The organism is Paenibacillus sp. TSM33 (assembly GCF_056099025.1).
Map to the genome: position 1 here is coordinate 225373 of NZ_JBLZXB010000023.1, position 17404 is coordinate 242776.

Here is a 17404-nt window from a genome sequence, read left to right on the forward strand (position 1 = left end):
GTCTATTTCTTTTTGCTATACCCTACTTATTTTTCTATACGAACATAACTTCGCAACGCCAAGAAAAGCCCTAGCACAAAAATGAAGCAAATACTGATGATTCCTCCAGGAACATATGTAAATGTTCTACCAAATGTGCCATGCGGAGAAAATAAAAACGGTACTGCCCATGGGTAAAAAGTATTCCCCGGTGCATTAACCAAAACAAAGTTTAAACACATGACCGTACACATTCCCATAATAGCGGGCACAAATTTTTTCCAGTGAACGGCGAAAAATGTGATCATCGGGATGAGCATAGCGTGCATAAGAACCATTTTGATGAAGATCCCAAGCTGACACATAACGATTTCAAAGGTTAATGGCCTGGTCGTAATAAACATACCCAATATGGCAGATAGCGCAAATGTCAACAACAGACTAACAGCGATGTACATATAAATAACAAGCAGCTTGCTGAAGTAGAGGCGACTCCGTCGAACAGGATTTGAAAACAGAGCAATATGGGTCTTCTCTTGGTATTCTCTCGCATAGATATAGCAGGTCAAAATGTAGTAGCTCATATACCCCGTTATAAAATTTATGGAAAACACCAAATCCATAAAGTAATCATTCCATCCATTACGCTCCAAGGAAAACTTGGGACTTACAGCGAAAGTACTAAAAGTTAAAAATACGGTTACAATTAAAATAAACACACTTAGAAAAAGAATTTTGGTTCCTTTTAGCTTCAAGCATTCTGCTTTGAACAGGGCAAGCATAGTATCCCTCCTTTCAATTTAAATTCTCCATTAGTCTTTTCTTTGATATGTCCATATAGACAGAAACAATCCAAGAAGAAAGGTTATGGATAAACTCAACCACGCTACAAGAGTATTGACGTGTCTGATCGCACTTCCTTCATTGGGAGATAAGAGATAGGGCCCAATCCATGGGTACCATTCACTTTTGCACAAAAAACTCAAAAATATAGCAGTACAAACTAAGAGCACAACTACCATGATGCTCTTCCAACGTATAGCAAAAAAAGAAGCGATCGGGATTAACATTGCATGCATCACACACATTTTGGAAAATACTTGGATCTGGTATACCCAGATAGTCATCGTTAAAGATCGATCTGTAATGAGCATACCTAATAAAGCAGATAAAAACAGAACGAAAAACAAGGATATAATAATAAATGCATAAACAACGGTCAATTTACTGAAATAGAATTTAACTCTAGTAACAGGCGTAGTAAACATAAATAGATGTGTGTTTTCCTGGTACTCTCTTGCAAAAATATGACCGGTTAATATGTAGTAGCTAATAAATCCGGCTGCAATATTGACTAAGAAAACAATATTTGTAAAATAGTATATCCAACCCAGCCTATCAATTGAATATCTATAAAAAATAGCGCTTAAAGCGAATTCTAACAGCACAACAGCCAACAATATTATAAAACTTAACAAGAAGGCTTTAGAGCCTTTAAGCTTAATGAGTTCTGCTCTAATCATGCCGCCCATCCTCTCCTGAAATGAGAGCCAAAAAGTACTCCTCTAGCGTCTGCTTTGTGGTGTGTATTTCATAGACTGAAAACTGATGATCTATTAACTGTTTATTTAACACAGCTGTATTTTCGATCGAACTATGAATTCTTAGTTGTTGTGGGGATATCACATTAGATTGAAGCTGCTTCATGTGCTCTTGCAGAAATGCTTGTACTGCTTCTGCATCGTCTACCTTTACATCTGTATATTGCTCAAAATTTTCTTCTAACGACTCAAATGATCTTCCGCTAACAGTTTTCCATTATGTATAATCCCGATGTGTGTAGCTAACTGCTGAATTTCGCTCAAGATGTGGCTGGAAATAAGAATGGTTTTCCCTTCTTCCTCGCACAATCGCTTCAATAGCTGACGAATTTCCTTAATTCCAGATGGGTCTAGTCCGTTCGTCGGCTCATCCAATATGAGCAACTCAGGATCGTGAACAAGCGTTCTTGCAATTCCTAATCGTTGCTTCATCCCTAGGGAAAAATCCTTAAACTTTTTTTCCCCGTATGCTCTAATCCCACCGTGGTTAAGGTTCGTTCTATCCTTCCATCGTCCTTCACCCCCATGTACGTACAGCAGATTCTCAGATTATCGCGTGCACTCAAGTTTTCATATAAACCAGGAGTTTCGATGATCGTGCCAATCTTAGAAAAGATAGACGGATAGTTTTTCTCCAACCGCTTGCCAAATAAAAAAGCCTCCCCACTTGTAGGCTCAATTAGCCTCATCAGCATGCGGATGGTCGTTGTTTTGCCAGCCCCATTTTCACCTAGAAAACCGTAGATACTGCCGTGTTCTACATGTAAGGATATGTCGTCTACAGCTACCGACATCCCGAACTGTTTGCGGAGGTCTTTCGTTTCAATAACATACTGCATTTCTTTCATCCTCCTATAGACACCAAATATAATTATTATACAGATTGAATCATCCACAAAATGTAAAAACCATCACAATTATTCATTTGCCAATCATTATCCCTATAAAAACAAAGCAGGCACCCGACGAAGCGTACACTTCGTTGCAGGTGCCTGTTTATATATAAACAACGTGGGATTACTTAGGCCTCAGTAGCCACGTTGATATTGTTCAGGTACGGAAGGCTTCTCGCCGTGCAGCGCCACCGCTGAATGAATCGCCCAATAAGGATCGCGTAGCAATCCGCGTCCTACAGCGACCAGATCGGCATCCTCATTGCCGATTACAGACTGCGCCAAGGCAGGGTCATCCAGTATGCCGACGGCGATTACCGGGATGTTCAGCGCCTCGCGGATTTGGCGAGCAAACGGCACTTGATAGCCCGGATAGTTGCCTGGCTTTCTGGCTCCAGCCGGGCCTTCTCCGCCCGAGCTGACATGGATCACGTCCACGCCCGCAGCCTGATATGCGCGGCTCAGCTCAATGGCATGATCCACATCGTATCCACCATCTACATATTCCACCGCGCTAATGCGGAAGATTAACGGCATACCCGCAGGCATTTCCTTGCGCACAGCCTGAATGACCTCTACGCCAAAACGGGATAAATCCTTACCATACTCGTCATCCCGCTTGTTCGTAACTGGCGAATGGAATTGGTGAATCAGGTAACCGTGTGCCCCGTGAAGCTCGATTGTATCCACGCCCGCTTGAACCGCCCGCCGGGCAGCGTCTCCGAATTTTTGTACCATACCACGGACTTCCTCTGTGGTCAGTGCGCGCGGCTGTTTATAGTTCGCCTCCGGGTATGCAATCGCCGAAGGAGCAACTGGCTCAGCTGCATCCTCAGCTTTACGGCCTGCATGAGCAATCTGTATGCCAACCTTGGCCCCGTGCGCATGAATACCGTCGACCAGCTTTTTATACGCCGGAATATGTTCATCTGACCAAAGACCCAGATCGTAATCCGTAATCCGTCCATCCGGTTCCACGTCCGTCATTTCTATAATAATCAGACCTGTGCCTCCGATAGCTCTGCTCAGATAGTGAACATGATGCCAATCATTCGGGATTCCGTCCTTGGCCGTCACCGAATATTGGCACATTGGGGCCATGACCACACGATTTTTTAACTCCAAATCTTTGATTGTATACGGTGTAAACAACGAGGTCTTCAAAACGCTCATCTCCTTTTTCATCCATACCACATAATTAAAAATGCGTTCCAAATTACACGGTCTATTATAAGCATAATCGGCACAGTCCAAACGAAACAAAGAGATTCCCCCAACCGGGATATCCCTTCGTATTTGCACCGTGCAGTCATTATGTATATCGTAAGGTTGTAGATATATTGCACACAATCTATTATCCACAACTTAATAACTTTTTGCAAGTAAATATTTAAATATTATTAAATATTTTTTTGTCTGCATTTTTCCCAGCTCTTATCCAGAACACAAAACAAAAAGGCGCCCTTACGGGCGCCTCTGCGAAACCAACTTTATTGCGCTGAGCCTAATTGGACCCATGCCTTCTCAATCTCTGCAACCGCCTGATCCTTGTTCATGTTACCACTGATATAAGCCTGCATCAGCTCACCAAATTTTTGGTGGAATGTATCCAGCGAGTAGTTGACAGACAGATCACCAGACTTGGATGTTTTCAAAATGCTATCCATTTCCTTAGGCATTTCCAGATCAGGAAGCGGTGCATCCTTAATTGGAGGAATCACCTTCGCTACCTGGGAGAACCAGTTCTTACCGTATTCCGAAGTGTACAGCCAGTTGAAGAATTCAATCGTTTCCTTGGATACTTCGGAATCCTTATTGATCCGCAGCGCCTGATCCGCACCGGTAATGATGACGGATTGATCCGCCTTATCACTCACCGGATAGCCCATGATGCCAATCTTGAGATCAGGGTTAATTTTCTTGATCGCTTCCTCGTCCCACGCACCTTTACCCGTCATAAATGCAGCTTTTCCAGATGCAAAATCACTTACTCCCGCATTGCTGTCCCGTTCCAGCGGCTTATCTGTGCCATGTTTCACCGTCAGATCAATGAAGCTAAAGAAGTTGTTGTACAGCACTGGATAGTCCTTGATTTTTACTTTACCTGCAATAAAATCATCAACAAGCTGCTTTGGCTCTACCCCGGCATCCTGCGCAGCAGCATCTACATAGTGTTGGAAGATATGCTTCCATACCCACCACTCTTTATATGCATTAGCAAATGGAGTAATGCCCTTCGCCTCTAGCTTGGTAACGGCATCCTGCATCTCGGCAATCGTCTTCGGCGGAGAGGTTATTCCAGCCTTGGTAAGCAAATCTTTGTTGTAAATCAAAGCAAACAGGTTCCCCTTGACCGGTAATCCCAGCACTTTGCCGTCACTGGAGCTCATATTGGCCCGGACGGCATCCGTCATGGCTGCTGCCAGCGGTTCATTAGTTAGATCAGCGCTATAATCAGCATAGGTGTCGATGTCGCCCCCGGCCGTGGTCTGGAACACATCCGGTGTACTGCCTGAAGCTATTTTTGACTTGAGAATGGTGTTGTAGTCTGCCTGCATGATCTCCAGATTGATCTTTACATTAGGCTTGACCTTTTTATACTCCTCGATGTACGCGTTAAAAGCATCGGTATACTCCGGTGAAGCTGTAAACATGTTTATTGTAACCGTTTTCAAATTATCTTTGCCGCCAGTGCTTTCTTTAGCCGCATCTGTGCCACCACTACTTCCACATCCGCTCAACAAACCGACCGTCAAAAGCAAACTGCCGGATAACGCCATCATCTTCTTTAACATGGATACTCCCCCATCTGTTTGTGATCAACGTTCATGCGCTCATTCTAAAAAATATAGCCTCATTTAAAAAGGCAGATTAGTGAAGCATTAAGGGTAAAAAAGTGGTTTATTGCAGGCTCACGCGATACTCCGAAGGTGACACCTGATAATAATTGCGAAAAGCCTTGCTGAAATAGTTTTTATCCTTGTAACCGAGCATATCGGAAATTTCCTGAATTTTCAGGCTGGAATCACCCAGTAGCTCCTTCGCCTTGTCCATTCTGACCTTCTGTACATATTCGTGAATGCCGTAACCAAATTGCTGCTTGAACAACTTCATCAGATATTCCCGGCTCAAAAAATAGGTTTCGGCAAAAAACGAGATTTTGATATCTTCAAAATAGTATCGCTCGATGTATTTTTTGATCTCTGTAATATCAAAGGGTTGGTTACCCGCCTGTGCATGTTGGACCCCGGCAATGTAGAGCTCCAGTATCTGGTATAGTCTCTGGCTGTAGTCGGCAAAGCTCACAAAATCAGCAGATAGCTCGCCTTCAATCACACGACCCAATTCCCCCAAAGTTCCCTCCTGATTAGACGCAGACATAGGCGTACCCAGCTCAATCGCTGCTTCTCTCAGTAAAAAATGGAACTCCCGCAGCAATCGATCCGCATCCTGTAAACGGAAAACAGGACCTGTTGCCAATTGTTTCAGTAAATCGCCCAGGAGTACCTTTGCTCGGTTGGCCTGACCGGTCTGAGCATCCTTTTGGATCGACAACAGCCGATCCGTCCATGGCATTTCCTCTGACGTCCCCATTTGCCGGGGTACCGTATGGAGAATAGATTCCCCTTCCAGCTTCAACACATCTGTATTGTGAATGAACCTCTTAGCATCCCTATACGCAGAAGCCAGCTCCACTACGTCTGAACAGAGCTTGCCCACTCCGGCTGCTACCACCATACTGAACAGCCCATGCAGGTTCGCAACCGCCTTCTGTGCCACTTGTGCCAATAGGAGGGACATATGTTCTTCTTGTCCTGGGGCCAGGGTACAGATCGAAACGACCTCACGCTCTCTTCGCGGATGGGGGAAGCTAAAACAACGCAACCGTTCATCTGATGTCTGCGCTAATACATTAGTTACGGCAAAATCCATCAGATCGACATCGCCATGAAAACGAGTCCTACGAATCTCATCCCTGTTCAGCAGCCGCAGCACAATCACCCCAAAGCGGTTCCCTGGTCGATCCGCTCCGATTAGTGGAAGCAACGCCGTATTGGCCTGCCTTTTAAAGCTGCCATCCAAAATGGATACATACAGCTTCTCTTTCAGCTTCGGCAGCGACATATTTAGCGTAATGTTTTGGTTAATGAACTCGTCCTTGCTTTGCTTGCGGCTTTCCAGAATGTCCACCGCCTTGCGCAGTGCCTGATTCAGATCCTGGCGATTGATAGGTTTGAGCAGATAATCTACCACCCGTGATTGAATCGCTTGTCGCGTGAACTCAAAGTCGTTGTAGCCACTAATGACAATGGTCAGCAGATGGGGATATGCCTTTTCGATCACACGAAGAAATTCAATGCCGTTCATTTCCGGCATTTTCATATCCACCATCACCACATCGATAGGGTGCTGACCGAGCAGTTCCATCCCCAACCTTCCATTTGTCGCCTCATAAATATGTTCGATGCCCAGACGATCCCAGTCTCCAACAATACGAATGGCTTCTCGCAACGGTTCTTCATCGTCAATAATCAATACGTTATACATGGTCGACTCCTTCCCGGGGAATTTGCATTCTTATTTCCGTTCCCGTTTCATCCGTAAGTATGAATAATCCTGCCTGATCTCCATACAAAAGCTTCAACCGTGTGTTCAAATTCTTCAAGCCAATATGCTCGCTCTCCCGCTCTTCCCATTTTTCATGGAACGAATCCAGCACTATTTTCAGCTTGTCCTCTGAAATTCCAGGTCCGTTGTCCCTGACTGCAATTGTAGCGTCTGTAGCACCCAATTCGGCTGAAATGACGATCAGAATGTCACTTGATACTTTCTCCAGTGCATGCTTGATAGAGTTTTCTACCAACGTTTGCACGGATAATCTCGGAATTGGCAGCTCCATCAGCGTGTCCTCCCATACCACTTCGACCTGAAGTCTCGTCCCGAATCTTGCCTTTTGCAGACCTATATACCGTTCAATATGCCTGAGCTCCTCGCGGGCAGCTACGATATCCTTGCCGTTGATGGAATACCGCAAGGTTTGGGCCAATGCATCCACCATATCCGCCATATCGAACATCTTCCGCTTTAATGCCTGTGTAGATATGGCTTGTAAGGCATTGTACAGAAAATGGGGATTAATCTCAGCCTCCAGTGCCTTGAGTATGGCATTCTTTTCGACCAGCTTCATGCGATAGCGCTCATTAATAAGTTCTTCGGTTCTTTGGACCATTTCGTTAAAGTGCAGCGACAAATACGCAATCTCGTCCTGCCCCTTCACAGGAGCCCTTGCCTCAAAATCTCCGGTGCTGAACCGTTTCATCTGGGTAGATAGCTTATGTAAAGGTCGGGTAATGGCGTTCGAGGTCAGGGTCACCAAAATAATAGACACCCCTAAAAATAAAGCCCCGATGACATAACTCCAATTCCGTGTGGTCGTAGCTGCCTCATAAATTTGGCGATATGGAATCGGCTTGATGAGCTGCCACCCATCCTTTTCACCTGCATCATACACGACCAAATACTCCTGGTTGCTGTTGCTGTCTGACCACGTTACTCGCCCGCTTCCTCCCTCTCCGATCTGGGCCAATACGCCAGAATCACGCATTCGTTCATACAGCGGAAGGCTGTTCACATAAAAGGGAACCCGTTCGGGGCTGATTAGCATCAGTTGATCCCCTTTACCCAGTGGAATATTCCGCATGATTTCATCTACGGCACTCGTGTTGTAATAAAAGGACAACACTGCCTGCGGGTGACGGGATGCAATCGATCTCAGCACTCGATGGTAAGCCATAAAGCTGGCTTGTGGCGCCACATAGCCCATATCAGAGCGGGACTCCACAAAGGATTGAAAAGATTCGTTAGCGGTACTGGCCATCGCCTCTTTATACCAGGGAAGCTTGGGAATATCCGTGTTTATTCCTTTGCGTACTGTAATATTGTACGTTTCCCTAGTCACCACGTAGTATTGATGCCGATCCGCCACATACAGATAAATCGCTTCCAGATCATTGCGGGAATAGAACATGTTGCGCAAGTAATTTTCAATGACCATTCGTGCAGCGTAGTCCCGGTTCTCATTGGCAATCGCGTTCATGATATCGTTATAGCGAAGCTGTGGAAGGGCCAACTGCTGCATTCCCTCCAAGTAATCCTCCAAATTCTGATTGACCAGCAGCAGATTATTCGTCGTGCTGGCGATGCTATGATTGACCGACTCCTTTTCAATCATCTGATAGGAAATAATCGTGAGTGAGCCCACCACCAGAATAATCACCGAGGTAAAAAGCAGAATGAGCTTGTTCACTAATTTTTGTGTAATCCGCTTCCACATGGATCGAAGAATTGTTCCTACATGCCCTGACATCATGATTACCGCCCCTTTTGAAAGCGTACACATTTTTACCCTCAACTGTTTTCTTAAATCCATTGGTCCGGCCCTAGGGGCTATCCTATACTTTCATTATATCTTAAACAGCTTGGAGCGAAAGACCGGAAAATGCTGAGAAAAAGAGGTGCGTTATGCTGAAAAAAAGGGGAACATGGGGCGACAAGGGCAGTAAGGTGGAATTTGGTTTATTCACACTGCCCGTAATTTTGTGCATTACAATTGCATTTTATATTCCGTTTTTGATGACGATACGCTATTCCCTGACCAAGTGGAACGGCATATCCAAACATCCGAAATTCGTAGGTCTAGATAACTTCAAGCAAATCCTGCTCGGAGACGCTAACTTTGCACATGCAGCCTGGTTTACGATCAAATATGCCATTCTGTACATTGTATTGGTAAACGTGCTGGCCATTTTGCTGGCGCTCGTCCTCGACATGAAGCTCAAAAGCTCGGCCTGGTTGCGCGCGGCTTTCTTCATTCCTTATATCCTCAGCCTCGTCATTGTCGGCTTTATATGGAAATTCATCTTTATGCAAGGCTTTGAGTCACTGGGACACAGTACAGGCTGGGGCATCTTCCAGCTCAGTTGGCTAGGCGAGGAAGGGCTCGCGTTTATTTCCATTCTGGCAGTATCCATCTGGCAATCCATTGGCTTTTACATGGTCATTTATATCGCAGGCCTGCAATCTGTACCTGAAGATCTAAAAGAGGCTGCCATCGTGGATGGGGCAGGACCGATTCGGAGATTTTTCAGTATTATTTTACCGATGCTTGCGCCCTCGATTACGATCTCAGTCTTCATGGCACTGACCAACTCGATCAAGGTGTTTGACGTCATTTTATCTCTGACTGGCGGTGGGCCAGGAGGTACGACATACAGCATTGCGTATGATATTTACCGAGATACGTTCCAGAACAATCTGTATGGCTACGGAACAGCCAAAGCCTTGATTTTATTCGTTGCAGTGCTGGTCATTACGATTATTCAATTGTCTATTTTCAAACGCAGGGAGGTTGAAGCCTGATGCAACGCAGCCGTACGGGACGTATTTTGCTGGAAGCGGGCATGATTGTATTATCGCTGTTATTTTTGTACCCGCTGTTTCTCGCCATTAACAATTCGTTCAAAAGCTTCGCTGAGGTCATGACCGACGTCATTGCGCTGCCCAAGCAGCTTTCGCTGGATAACTACGTATATGTATGGAAGTTCATTGACTATCCACGCTTATTTCTGAATAACACGATTATTACTGTGCTCGGGCTGGCAGGCATTGTGCTAATATCCTCCATCGCTGCCTATAAGCTGGCACGGACGAAAAGCAAGTGGAGCTCTGCCATTTACATGCTGTGCATTATGCCGATGCTGATTCCATTTCAGTCTATTATGCTGACCGTCTTGCGCCTGGCGAAAGACTTGAATTTGGCAGATAGCACTTGGGGACTTGGCCTGCTGTACTGGGGTTTTGGAGCCCCATTGGCAGTGTTTATCTATCACGGCTTTGTGAAAGGCATTCCGGTCGAAATTGACGAAAGCGCCAAGATCGACGGAGCATCAGGATTTCGGCTTTTCTTTTCCGTCATCTTTCCCTTGCTGAAATCGGTCACCGCTACTATTGTTATTATCGACGTGATGTGGATATGGAACGATTTCCTGCTTCCGCTGCTCATGGTTAACGGCTCACCCAGCACCAAAACGCTTACGCTGGCTGCCTATACCTTCGTTGGCCAATATACATCAGACTGGCAGTATGCCATGACCGCGATGGTAATGGCTGTGCTGCCCTCCATTATCGTATTTATCTTTCTGCAAAAATACATTGTTAAAGGCGTAGTTGCCGGGGCCGTCAAAGGCTGAGGCAACTACACCCCTACAGATGACCCACAGAGGACTTGCGTAAACTTTACGCAAGTCCTCTTGTCTGATTGGCTCCACCTTCCTTGACATTTCTCCATATAAATGATTTACTAGTCTCATTATTCGTAATTATTACGATTAAATAACCGAACAGAAAGTGCTGCTGCTATCCTATCTCGCATGACAGCCACCACTGACAGTCAACATTTTATGAAACTTTCGAAGGGATGAGTGATTACGTTGGCAAACGCTATGGAAAGAGATGAGAAAATACCGGTTACGGTACTAAGTGGGTACCTCGGTTCCGGCAAAACCACACTGCTGAACCATGTACTGAACAACCGGGAAGGCTTACGGGTAGCTGTCATCGTCAATGATATGAGCGAGGTTAATGTGGATGCTGATCTCGTTCGTGACGGTGGAGGATTATCTCGTGTGGATGAGAAGCTGGTGGAAATGTCCAACGGTTGCATCTGTTGTACCTTGCGCGAAGATTTATTAAAAGAGGTAGAGCGACTGGCGCTTGAAAAAAAATTTGACTATATTCTTATTGAATCCACAGGTATAGGTGAGCCCATTCCAGTGGCCCAAACCTTTAGTTATGTAGATGAGCAAAATGGAATTGATTTGACCAAGCTGACCCGATTGGACACAATGGTCACCGTCGTGAACGCACCAGAGTTTTGGAAAGACTTTTATTCTAGGGACTCTCTTAAGGATCGTGGACAGGAAATGGCGGCAGAGGATGCACGCGGCATCGTTGATCTGCTCATAGAGCAGGTGGAATTTTGTGACGTGCTAATCATTAATAAATGCGATCTGGTATCGCCAGAGGAACTCGAACGACTGGAAAAGGCATTACGCGGCATTCAACCGAACGCCAAAATCATCCGTTCCGAATACGGTAGAGTGGACCCAAAAGAGATTTTAAACACGCATCGCTTTGATTTTGAAACAGCTAGTCAGGCTGCGGGCTGGATACAGGAAATGAACAAGGATGAGCACGTACCGGAGACAGAGGAATATGGCATTGCTTCGTTTGTGTACAAGCGTAAAATCCCATTTCATCCCGAACGTTTGTTAAAATGGCTGGCTCAATGGCCTACTGAGGTTGTACGTTCCAAGGGATTAGTGTGGCTCGCCACGCAAAACCGTACTGCCTTTACATTCAGTCAGGCGGGTAGCTCCAAACAATTCGCACGCGCAGGACTATGGGTGTCTGCTTTGACTGAAGAAGAACGACAATACTATCTCGGGGATGATTTTGAAAAAACACCCGATTGGGATGAGAAATATGGCGACCGGGTTACCAAACTCGTATTTATTGGTATCGATATGAACCGGGAAAAAATCGAGCGTAGCTTGGATGAGACACTGCTAACCCCTGAAGAAATGGAACAGGACTGGCGCAAGTTGCCTGACCCGTTTACGAAAAACATATAATGAGTTTGAAAAAGCGCCTAAAGTGAGCAACTACCTCCCATCTTAGGCGCTCGGGCCTTATTTATGCTTAACCCATTGCGCGCTATCGATCGGCCAAAAGATCACATCCGCACGTCCGACAATATCCTTGATGGAAACAAAACCAATTGCACGACTATCCCTACTATTATTGCGGTGGTCACCCATCACAAAAATATACCCATCAGGAACCTTGGAATCGGTTATGGTACCGTTTGGAAAGTCCACATTGTTATATAATTCTCCCTTGGCGTGAGCATCTTGGATAGCCTCTTGAATGTATGGCTCCTCTACTTTCTTACCATTCACATAAAGATGATCACCTTGATACTGAATCGTATCTCCAGCCACTCCAATCACACGCTTAATAAAGTCCTTTTGTTCCTTTTTTACATGAAATACAACAACCTCACTTGCCTTGGGGTCACGAAAATCGTAAATTACCTTATTCACGACCACTCGTTCATCTGTTTTGAAATTCGGTTCCATGGATGCTCCCTCAACAATAAACGGCGCAAATAACAGCCAACGTATAATGAACACGAGCACAATGGCAACAATAATTGCCTTAAGCCAATCGATCATCTCATTGTTCATTCGCGGCCGCTTTTCCTGCAATGGTTCGGAAGTTGAACTTGTTAAATGCTTCCCGCTCTCCATGCGCTAAACCCCCCTTTTCTCACAGTTTTCATTTCTATTATATGTATAATGTTTAAGTATAATCAAATTTTCCCAGTCTAGCAAAATTGTATTTTTAGTTGAAACAAAAGTGTGAACTTTTTTTCACAATATCAAAAACACAATAAAAAACTGTTGATGCAAACGTTAACATATATTACACTGTGCATATACTTCTTAGAGCGTTTTGGACTTATGATAGATCAATCTGTCCCCCCAGGAGGTGTCCTGATTTTTTAATGGAAAGACAGCATGAGCGACTTTTATATGTGCTATCTTCTTTTAAAATATGAGCTCAGATAAGGAGGAATTTACATGTTTAAACGGAATGATCGTCCAAAAAACGGCTTTAACGCTCTAAGACTCGGTGTTTCTTTTGTTTTTGCTTCTTCTTGCCTTATTGGAACCGCTTACGCGGATATTCCATCCAACAACCTCCCCTCTACCACACTTACAGAGGAGGCAGTCAGTGCAACCGATTCAACAACTGTTTCCACCACGTTAGCGGCAGGCGATTTGTATGTGGCTCCAAATGGTAACGTGTCCAATCCAGGCACCATATCTAGTCCTACAACACTCGAAGCAGCACTGACACAAATTGCTCCTGGCAAAACCATCTACCTGCGCGGTGGTAAATACGCCTACTCCTCAACGATTACAATTCAGCGTGGAAATAACGGCAGTAACGGCTCACTCAAAGGATTGGTCGCTTACGGTAGTGAAAAGCCCGTACTTGATTTCTCTGCTCAGGCCTTTGGTTCAGCTAATCGTGGACTTCAGCTTAACGGGGACTTCTGGCTGGTAAAAGGTCTTGAAGTCAAAGGTGCCGGTGATAACGGTATCTATATCGGCGGCAGCAATAACCGGATTGAAAACGTCGAGACCCACCACAATCGGGATACCGGGCTCCAACTCGGACGCTACTCCCCTAACGCTTCTACCAGTGAGTGGCCTGCGAACAATTTGATTTTGAATTCCTACTCTCACGATAACGCCGATCCCGATAATGGCGAGGATGCCGATGGCTTCGCGGCTAAACTGACTGTAGGATCAGGCAATGTGTTCGATAACTGCTTGGCAGCATACAACGTAGACGATGGCTGGGATCTGTACAGCAAAACGGAAACAGGCCCTATCGGTGCCGTAACCATTTTGAACAGTGTGGCCCATCACAACGGGCAAACCGCTGATGGAACGTCTACTGCGAACAGTGACGGCAACGGCTTTAAGCTGGGTGGAGACAAAATCAAGGTCAACCATATTGTAAAAAACAGTATTGCTTTCCAAAACAAAAAACACGGATTCACCTACAATAGCAACCCTGGCACCATTACTTTGACCAACAATACTTCATGGGACAATGGACAAAGCAATTTCGCCTTTGATAAGGGTGAACACGTGTTCATTAATAATCTTTCCTTCGAGGGAACAGCAAGTGATAAAACAAGTGGTACGGATCAAGATAACTCAAACGTCTGGTGGAAAAACAAAAAAACGACGAATGCCAAAGGTCTCGCAGCCAGTGCAGACGACTTTGTTAGTCTCGTGCCTTCCATCACTCGAAGTACAGACGGTTCCATCCAGCTGGGTGATTTCCTTAAGCTGGCCAAAGGAAGCGATCTGATTGGCTCGGGTACTCCGAGCGGAAATATAGGGGCACGGTAAAAGCCCCACCTAATCAGGACGCCTGGCCCATCTACCAACCTAGACCATTCTGCATAATATAGCGACCGGTGATTGTCCTCATAACCAGACAAAATATGAGGTGAACAGATCATGGAACGAAAAATCACACTGAAACATACACTTGCCTATGGAAGCGGTAACATGCTGGGAAGTGGTGCACTTGCTATTAGCGGTGCATGGTTAATGTACTTTTATACAACCTTTTGCGGACTGTCCCCTGTTCAGGCCGCAGCCATTTTCTCTGTTGCCAGCATGATAGATGCGGTCAGCAATCCGATCATGGGCTTTATCAGCGATAACTTTCACCGAACCCGCTTAGGTCGTAAATTCGGCAGACGCCGTTTTTTCATCATGATGGGTATTCCGCTGATGCTCGTGTATCCGATGCTTTGGATAGATGGGTTGGGCTTCTGGTATTACCTGAGTACGTACGTGCTGTTTGAACTGGTGTACACCTCTGTCATGGTGCCTTATGAAGCACTAGCATCCGAGATGACCCGGGACTTTGGCGCACGCTCCAGATTGACCGGATGGAAGGCCATGTTCGGTAAAATCGCCAATTTCGCCGCCGCTTTTATCCCTGGTCGCTTTATTGCTGCTTATGGCAAAGACTCTCCATTGCCTTTCTTGTATACCGGTCTCGTTTTTGCAGCAATCCTGCTGATTGCCATGGCATTTTTGTACAAAAACTCCTGGGAACGTCCAAGTGAGGAACTGCAAAAGGAACTGGAAGGTGAAGCTCCGCTTTCCTTTATAGATTCCATGAAAAAATTGTTCATCGATATTTCCTCTACTTTTCGGGTAAAGACGTTCCGTCATCATCTCGGGATGTACCTGGGCGGCTTTTCCGCTGAGTGGCTGTTTACTTCAGCTTTTACGTACTTTATTGTTTTTTCCTTATTCCAAAGCTCGGAAATGGTATCCAATCTGAACAGCTTTAACTCTGTCATTCAATTGATTTCTACCTATTTCTTCATCCAATTCTGTGTGCGTAAAGGGTTTCGCATGCCTTTCATCGCCGCACTCGTCGTCGTTTGCTTTAGCGTAGCAGGTTATGGTCTGCTCTATATCACAGGAGCCTCTAATACGATGATGTGGCTATATGTCATCACGCTGTTCATGGGGCTTGGTACAGGTGGCGTCTACTACATCCCTTGGAATCAATACACGTTCCTTGCCGATGTGGATGAAGCGTTGACCGGTCGTCGCCGGGAAGGTATTTATGCGGGGATGATGACTTTTGCCGGGAAAATGGTGCGGGCTGTTGTCGTTTTCATTCTCGGCTGGGTGTTACAGCACTTTGGCTTTGTATCTGGAGCTGATAGTCAGCCAGTCTCTGCTCAGCACGCTATCTTTTATGTGCTCGTGGTTGGTACCATCGTTCTTGCGATCATCGGGATGATTGCTTCTGTCGTAATGAAGCTGGATATTGACAGCCACAAGAAGCTTATCGCCGAGATTGACCGCCTCAAAAACGGTGGCTCCATGAAATCAGCCAAGCCAGAAGCTCGAAAAGTGTTCGAACAACTGACAGGCTTCAACTACGACCGGTGCTGGGGCAATAATAATGTGGGCTTTAAGAACAAACCCGTTGATCCTAAGACACACACTCCGTCTATGTAACAACAATAACATTACAGATTAAACTTTACTGAAGAGGTGACTGTATCATGGCAAATTCAACATCGCAACCAACAACAAATCCTACTAAAACAGATTCCTGGGCTGTACGTATGAGCGATTCCGTGCTTAAACGGAGTCCGGAATTTTATGAAAAATGGGAATATGACCATGGCGTGATTTACAGAGGTTTGGAATGGGTTGGCGAACTGACAGGCGATCCCAAGTATATGGAATATATAAAAAAACATATGGACCACTTTGTTGATGAAAATGGCGTGATTCAGCGCTATAAAGTAGATGAGTATAATATTGACCATGTGAATAACGGCAAGCTGCTCTTCACTCTGTATCGTGCCACAGGCGATGAACGCTATAAAAAGGCAGCCTACCAATTACGCAGTCAGCTGGAAAAACACCCACGCACAAGCGAGGGTGCATTCTGGCACAAACAAATTTACCCGTATCAAATTTGGCTTGACGGCTTGTACATGGGTGCTCCGTTCTATGCTGAGTTTATTCGTGAATTCGGAGATCCGTCAGAATTTGACGATGTGACTCTGCAATTCAAGCTATGCTACAAGCATACGCGTGATCCTGAAACGGGTCTGCTCTATCACGCTTGGGATGAGAAGCGGGAACAACATTGGTGCAACCCGGAAACCGGCTGTTCCAAAAATTTCTGGGGCCGCTCAATGGGCTGGTTTGTCATGGCACTCGTCGACGTGCTGGACTACATTCCAGAAGATCATGCAGATCGTCCCGTCTTGATTGATATGCTGAGAGAAACACTGGAAGCCTTGCTGAAAGTGCGTGATAAAGAAAGCGGCGTCTTTTATCAGGTGCTCAATCTGGGCCATGTGAAAGGCAACTATCTGGAAGCATCTGCTTCCTGCATGATTTTGTACGCTATTGCCAAAGGTGTTCGCAAAGGTTATCTGCCAGAGCATTATCGTCAAGAAGCAGAAATCATCCGTAAAGGCATTATCGATGAGTTTATCACGATTACTGAAGAAGGACTTGTGAATCTGAACAAAACAGTACAAGTAAGCGGTCTGGGTGGTAAAGATCGCCGGGATGGTACCTTCGCTTACTATATCAGTGAGCCGATTATAACTAACGATCCCAAAGGGATCGGAGCTTTCATTCAAGCGATGGGTGAAGCAGAGCGCATCTAAATGATGAGGTCTATGTACTTTTAAATAGCACAAAGGACGGTGGCGATAAGCCCCGTCCT

At 45.4% G+C, this 17404-nt stretch carries 14 protein-coding genes and 1 pseudogene; 6 read left to right on the top strand and 9 right to left on the bottom strand.

The features are described 5' to 3' along the window. Window positions 1-26 precede the first annotated feature (26 nt). The 8 genes and pseudogenes from ACN6NF_RS24310 to ACN6NF_RS24345 form a co-directional block, all read right to left on the bottom strand. Window positions 27-761 carry an ABC transporter permease gene (locus ACN6NF_RS24310; RefSeq protein WP_330720712.1) on the bottom strand — a complete coding sequence of 245 codons (735 nt, stop codon included), beginning with the start codon at window positions 759-761 and terminating at the stop codon, window positions 27-29. A gap of 30 nt (window positions 762-791) precedes the next feature. Next, window positions 792-1502 (bottom strand): ABC transporter permease, encoded by a 711-nt coding sequence (locus tag ACN6NF_RS24315; protein ID WP_330720711.1) that lies wholly within the window; start codon window positions 1500-1502, stop codon window positions 792-794. A gap of 258 nt (window positions 1503-1760) precedes the next feature. Further along, window positions 1761-2012 (bottom strand): AAA family ATPase, encoded by a 252-nt coding sequence (locus ACN6NF_RS24320; protein WP_474320300.1) that lies wholly within the window; start codon window positions 2010-2012, stop codon window positions 1761-1763. Next, window positions 1998-2428 (bottom strand): annotated as a pseudogene (locus ACN6NF_RS24325) (ATP-binding cassette domain-containing protein); the annotation flags it as partial. The gene ACN6NF_RS24320 and the pseudogene ACN6NF_RS24325, both read right to left, overlap by 15 nt. 180 nt (window positions 2429-2608) lie before the next feature. Beyond that, a complete protein-coding gene (locus ACN6NF_RS24330; protein ID WP_474320056.1) occupies window positions 2609-3637 on the bottom strand; it encodes an NADH:flavin oxidoreductase/NADH oxidase in 1029 nt (342 codons plus the stop codon). Window positions 3638-3963: 326 nt separating this feature from the next. After that, window positions 3964-5268, bottom strand: a complete 1305-nt coding sequence (locus ACN6NF_RS24335) for an ABC transporter substrate-binding protein (RefSeq protein ID WP_474320058.1) — start codon at window positions 5266-5268, stop codon at window positions 3964-3966. Window positions 5269-5374: 106 nt separating this feature from the next. Beyond that, the gene (locus ACN6NF_RS24340; RefSeq protein WP_474320060.1) at window positions 5375-7021 is read right to left on the bottom strand and encodes a response regulator transcription factor; all 1647 of its coding nucleotides are present in this window, start codon (window positions 7019-7021) and stop codon (window positions 5375-5377) included. Then, window positions 7014-8873 (bottom strand): cache domain-containing sensor histidine kinase, encoded by a 1860-nt coding sequence (locus ACN6NF_RS24345; protein WP_474320302.1) that lies wholly within the window; start codon window positions 8871-8873, stop codon window positions 7014-7016. The genes ACN6NF_RS24340 and ACN6NF_RS24345 overlap by 8 nt, the downstream gene beginning before the upstream one ends. 122 nt (window positions 8874-8995) lie before the next feature. Between ACN6NF_RS24345 and ACN6NF_RS24350 the strand changes: the two genes are divergently transcribed. From ACN6NF_RS24350 to ACN6NF_RS24360, 3 genes are all read left to right on the top strand, one after another. Continuing rightward, the gene (locus ACN6NF_RS24350) at window positions 8996-9892 is read left to right on the top strand and encodes a carbohydrate ABC transporter permease (RefSeq protein ID WP_474320062.1); all 897 of its coding nucleotides are present in this window, start codon (window positions 8996-8998) and stop codon (window positions 9890-9892) included. Further along, window positions 9892-10722 (top strand): carbohydrate ABC transporter permease, encoded by an 831-nt coding sequence (locus tag ACN6NF_RS24355; protein WP_013373701.1) that lies wholly within the window; start codon window positions 9892-9894, stop codon window positions 10720-10722. Before ACN6NF_RS24350 ends, ACN6NF_RS24355 begins: the two co-directional genes overlap by 1 nt. Window positions 10723-10974: 252 nt before the next feature. Next, entirely contained in the window at window positions 10975-12165 is a 1191-nt protein-coding gene (locus tag ACN6NF_RS24360) for a GTP-binding protein (RefSeq protein WP_474320063.1), read from the top strand. Window positions 12166-12222: 57 nt separating this feature from the next. Here the strand turns inward: ACN6NF_RS24360 and lepB are convergent, their stop codons facing one another. Continuing rightward, the gene (gene lepB / locus ACN6NF_RS24365) at window positions 12223-12843 is read right to left on the bottom strand and encodes a signal peptidase I (protein ID WP_474320064.1); all 621 of its coding nucleotides are present in this window, start codon (window positions 12841-12843) and stop codon (window positions 12223-12225) included. Between the two features lie 333 nt (window positions 12844-13176). Here lepB and ACN6NF_RS24370 point away from each other — a divergent pair, with 333 nt between their 5' ends. The 3 genes from ACN6NF_RS24370 to ACN6NF_RS24380 all read left to right on the top strand — a co-directional run bounded on the left by ACN6NF_RS24370 (window position 13177) and on the right by ACN6NF_RS24380 (window position 17345). Beyond that, on the top strand, window positions 13177-14526 hold the full coding sequence (locus ACN6NF_RS24370; protein ID WP_474320065.1) for a right-handed parallel beta-helix repeat-containing protein: 1350 nt from the start codon (window positions 13177-13179) through the stop codon (window positions 14524-14526). A gap of 111 nt (window positions 14527-14637) precedes the next feature. After that, a complete protein-coding gene (locus ACN6NF_RS24375) occupies window positions 14638-16170 on the top strand; it encodes an MFS transporter (RefSeq protein ID WP_474320066.1) in 1533 nt (510 codons plus the stop codon). Between the two features lie 47 nt (window positions 16171-16217). After that, window positions 16218-17345 (top strand): glycoside hydrolase family 88/105 protein, encoded by a 1128-nt coding sequence (locus ACN6NF_RS24380; protein WP_474320067.1) that lies wholly within the window; start codon window positions 16218-16220, stop codon window positions 17343-17345. Window positions 17346-17404 lie beyond the last annotated feature (59 nt).

Bases quoted from the DNA above. Each gene is read 5' to 3' on its own strand.
- ACN6NF_RS24310 (WP_330720712.1), bottom strand. From the start codon at position 761: ATGCTTGCCCTGTTCAAAGCAGAATGCTTGAAGCTAAAAGGAACCAAA.
- ACN6NF_RS24315 (WP_330720711.1), bottom strand. From the start codon at position 1,502: ATGATTAGAGCAGAACTCATTAAGCTTAAAGGCTCTAAAGCCTTCTTG.
- ACN6NF_RS24320 (WP_474320300.1), bottom strand. From the start codon at position 2,012: ATGAAGCAACGATTAGGAATTGCAAGAACGCTTGTTCACGATCCTGAG.
- ACN6NF_RS24335 (WP_474320058.1), bottom strand. From the start codon at position 5,268: ATGTTAAAGAAGATGATGGCGTTATCCGGCAGTTTGCTTTTGACGGTC.
- ACN6NF_RS24340 (WP_474320060.1), bottom strand. From the start codon at position 7,021: ATGTATAACGTATTGATTATTGACGATGAAGAACCGTTGCGAGAAGCC.
- ACN6NF_RS24345 (WP_474320302.1), bottom strand. From the start codon at position 8,873: ATGTGTACGCTTTCAAAAGGGGCGGTAATCATGATGTCAGGGCATGTA.
- ACN6NF_RS24350 (WP_474320062.1), top strand. From the start codon at position 8,996: ATGCTGAAAAAAAGGGGAACATGGGGCGACAAGGGCAGTAAGGTGGAA.
- ACN6NF_RS24355 (WP_013373701.1), top strand. From the start codon at position 9,892: ATGCAACGCAGCCGTACGGGACGTATTTTGCTGGAAGCGGGCATGATT.
- ACN6NF_RS24360 (WP_474320063.1), top strand. From the start codon at position 10,975: ATGGAAAGAGATGAGAAAATACCGGTTACGGTACTAAGTGGGTACCTC.
- lepB (WP_474320064.1), bottom strand. From the start codon at position 12,843: ATGGAGAGCGGGAAGCATTTAACAAGTTCAACTTCCGAACCATTGCAG.
- ACN6NF_RS24370 (WP_474320065.1), top strand. From the start codon at position 13,177: ATGTTTAAACGGAATGATCGTCCAAAAAACGGCTTTAACGCTCTAAGA.
- ACN6NF_RS24375 (WP_474320066.1), top strand. From the start codon at position 14,638: ATGGAACGAAAAATCACACTGAAACATACACTTGCCTATGGAAGCGGT.
- ACN6NF_RS24380 (WP_474320067.1), top strand. From the start codon at position 16,218: ATGGCAAATTCAACATCGCAACCAACAACAAATCCTACTAAAACAGAT.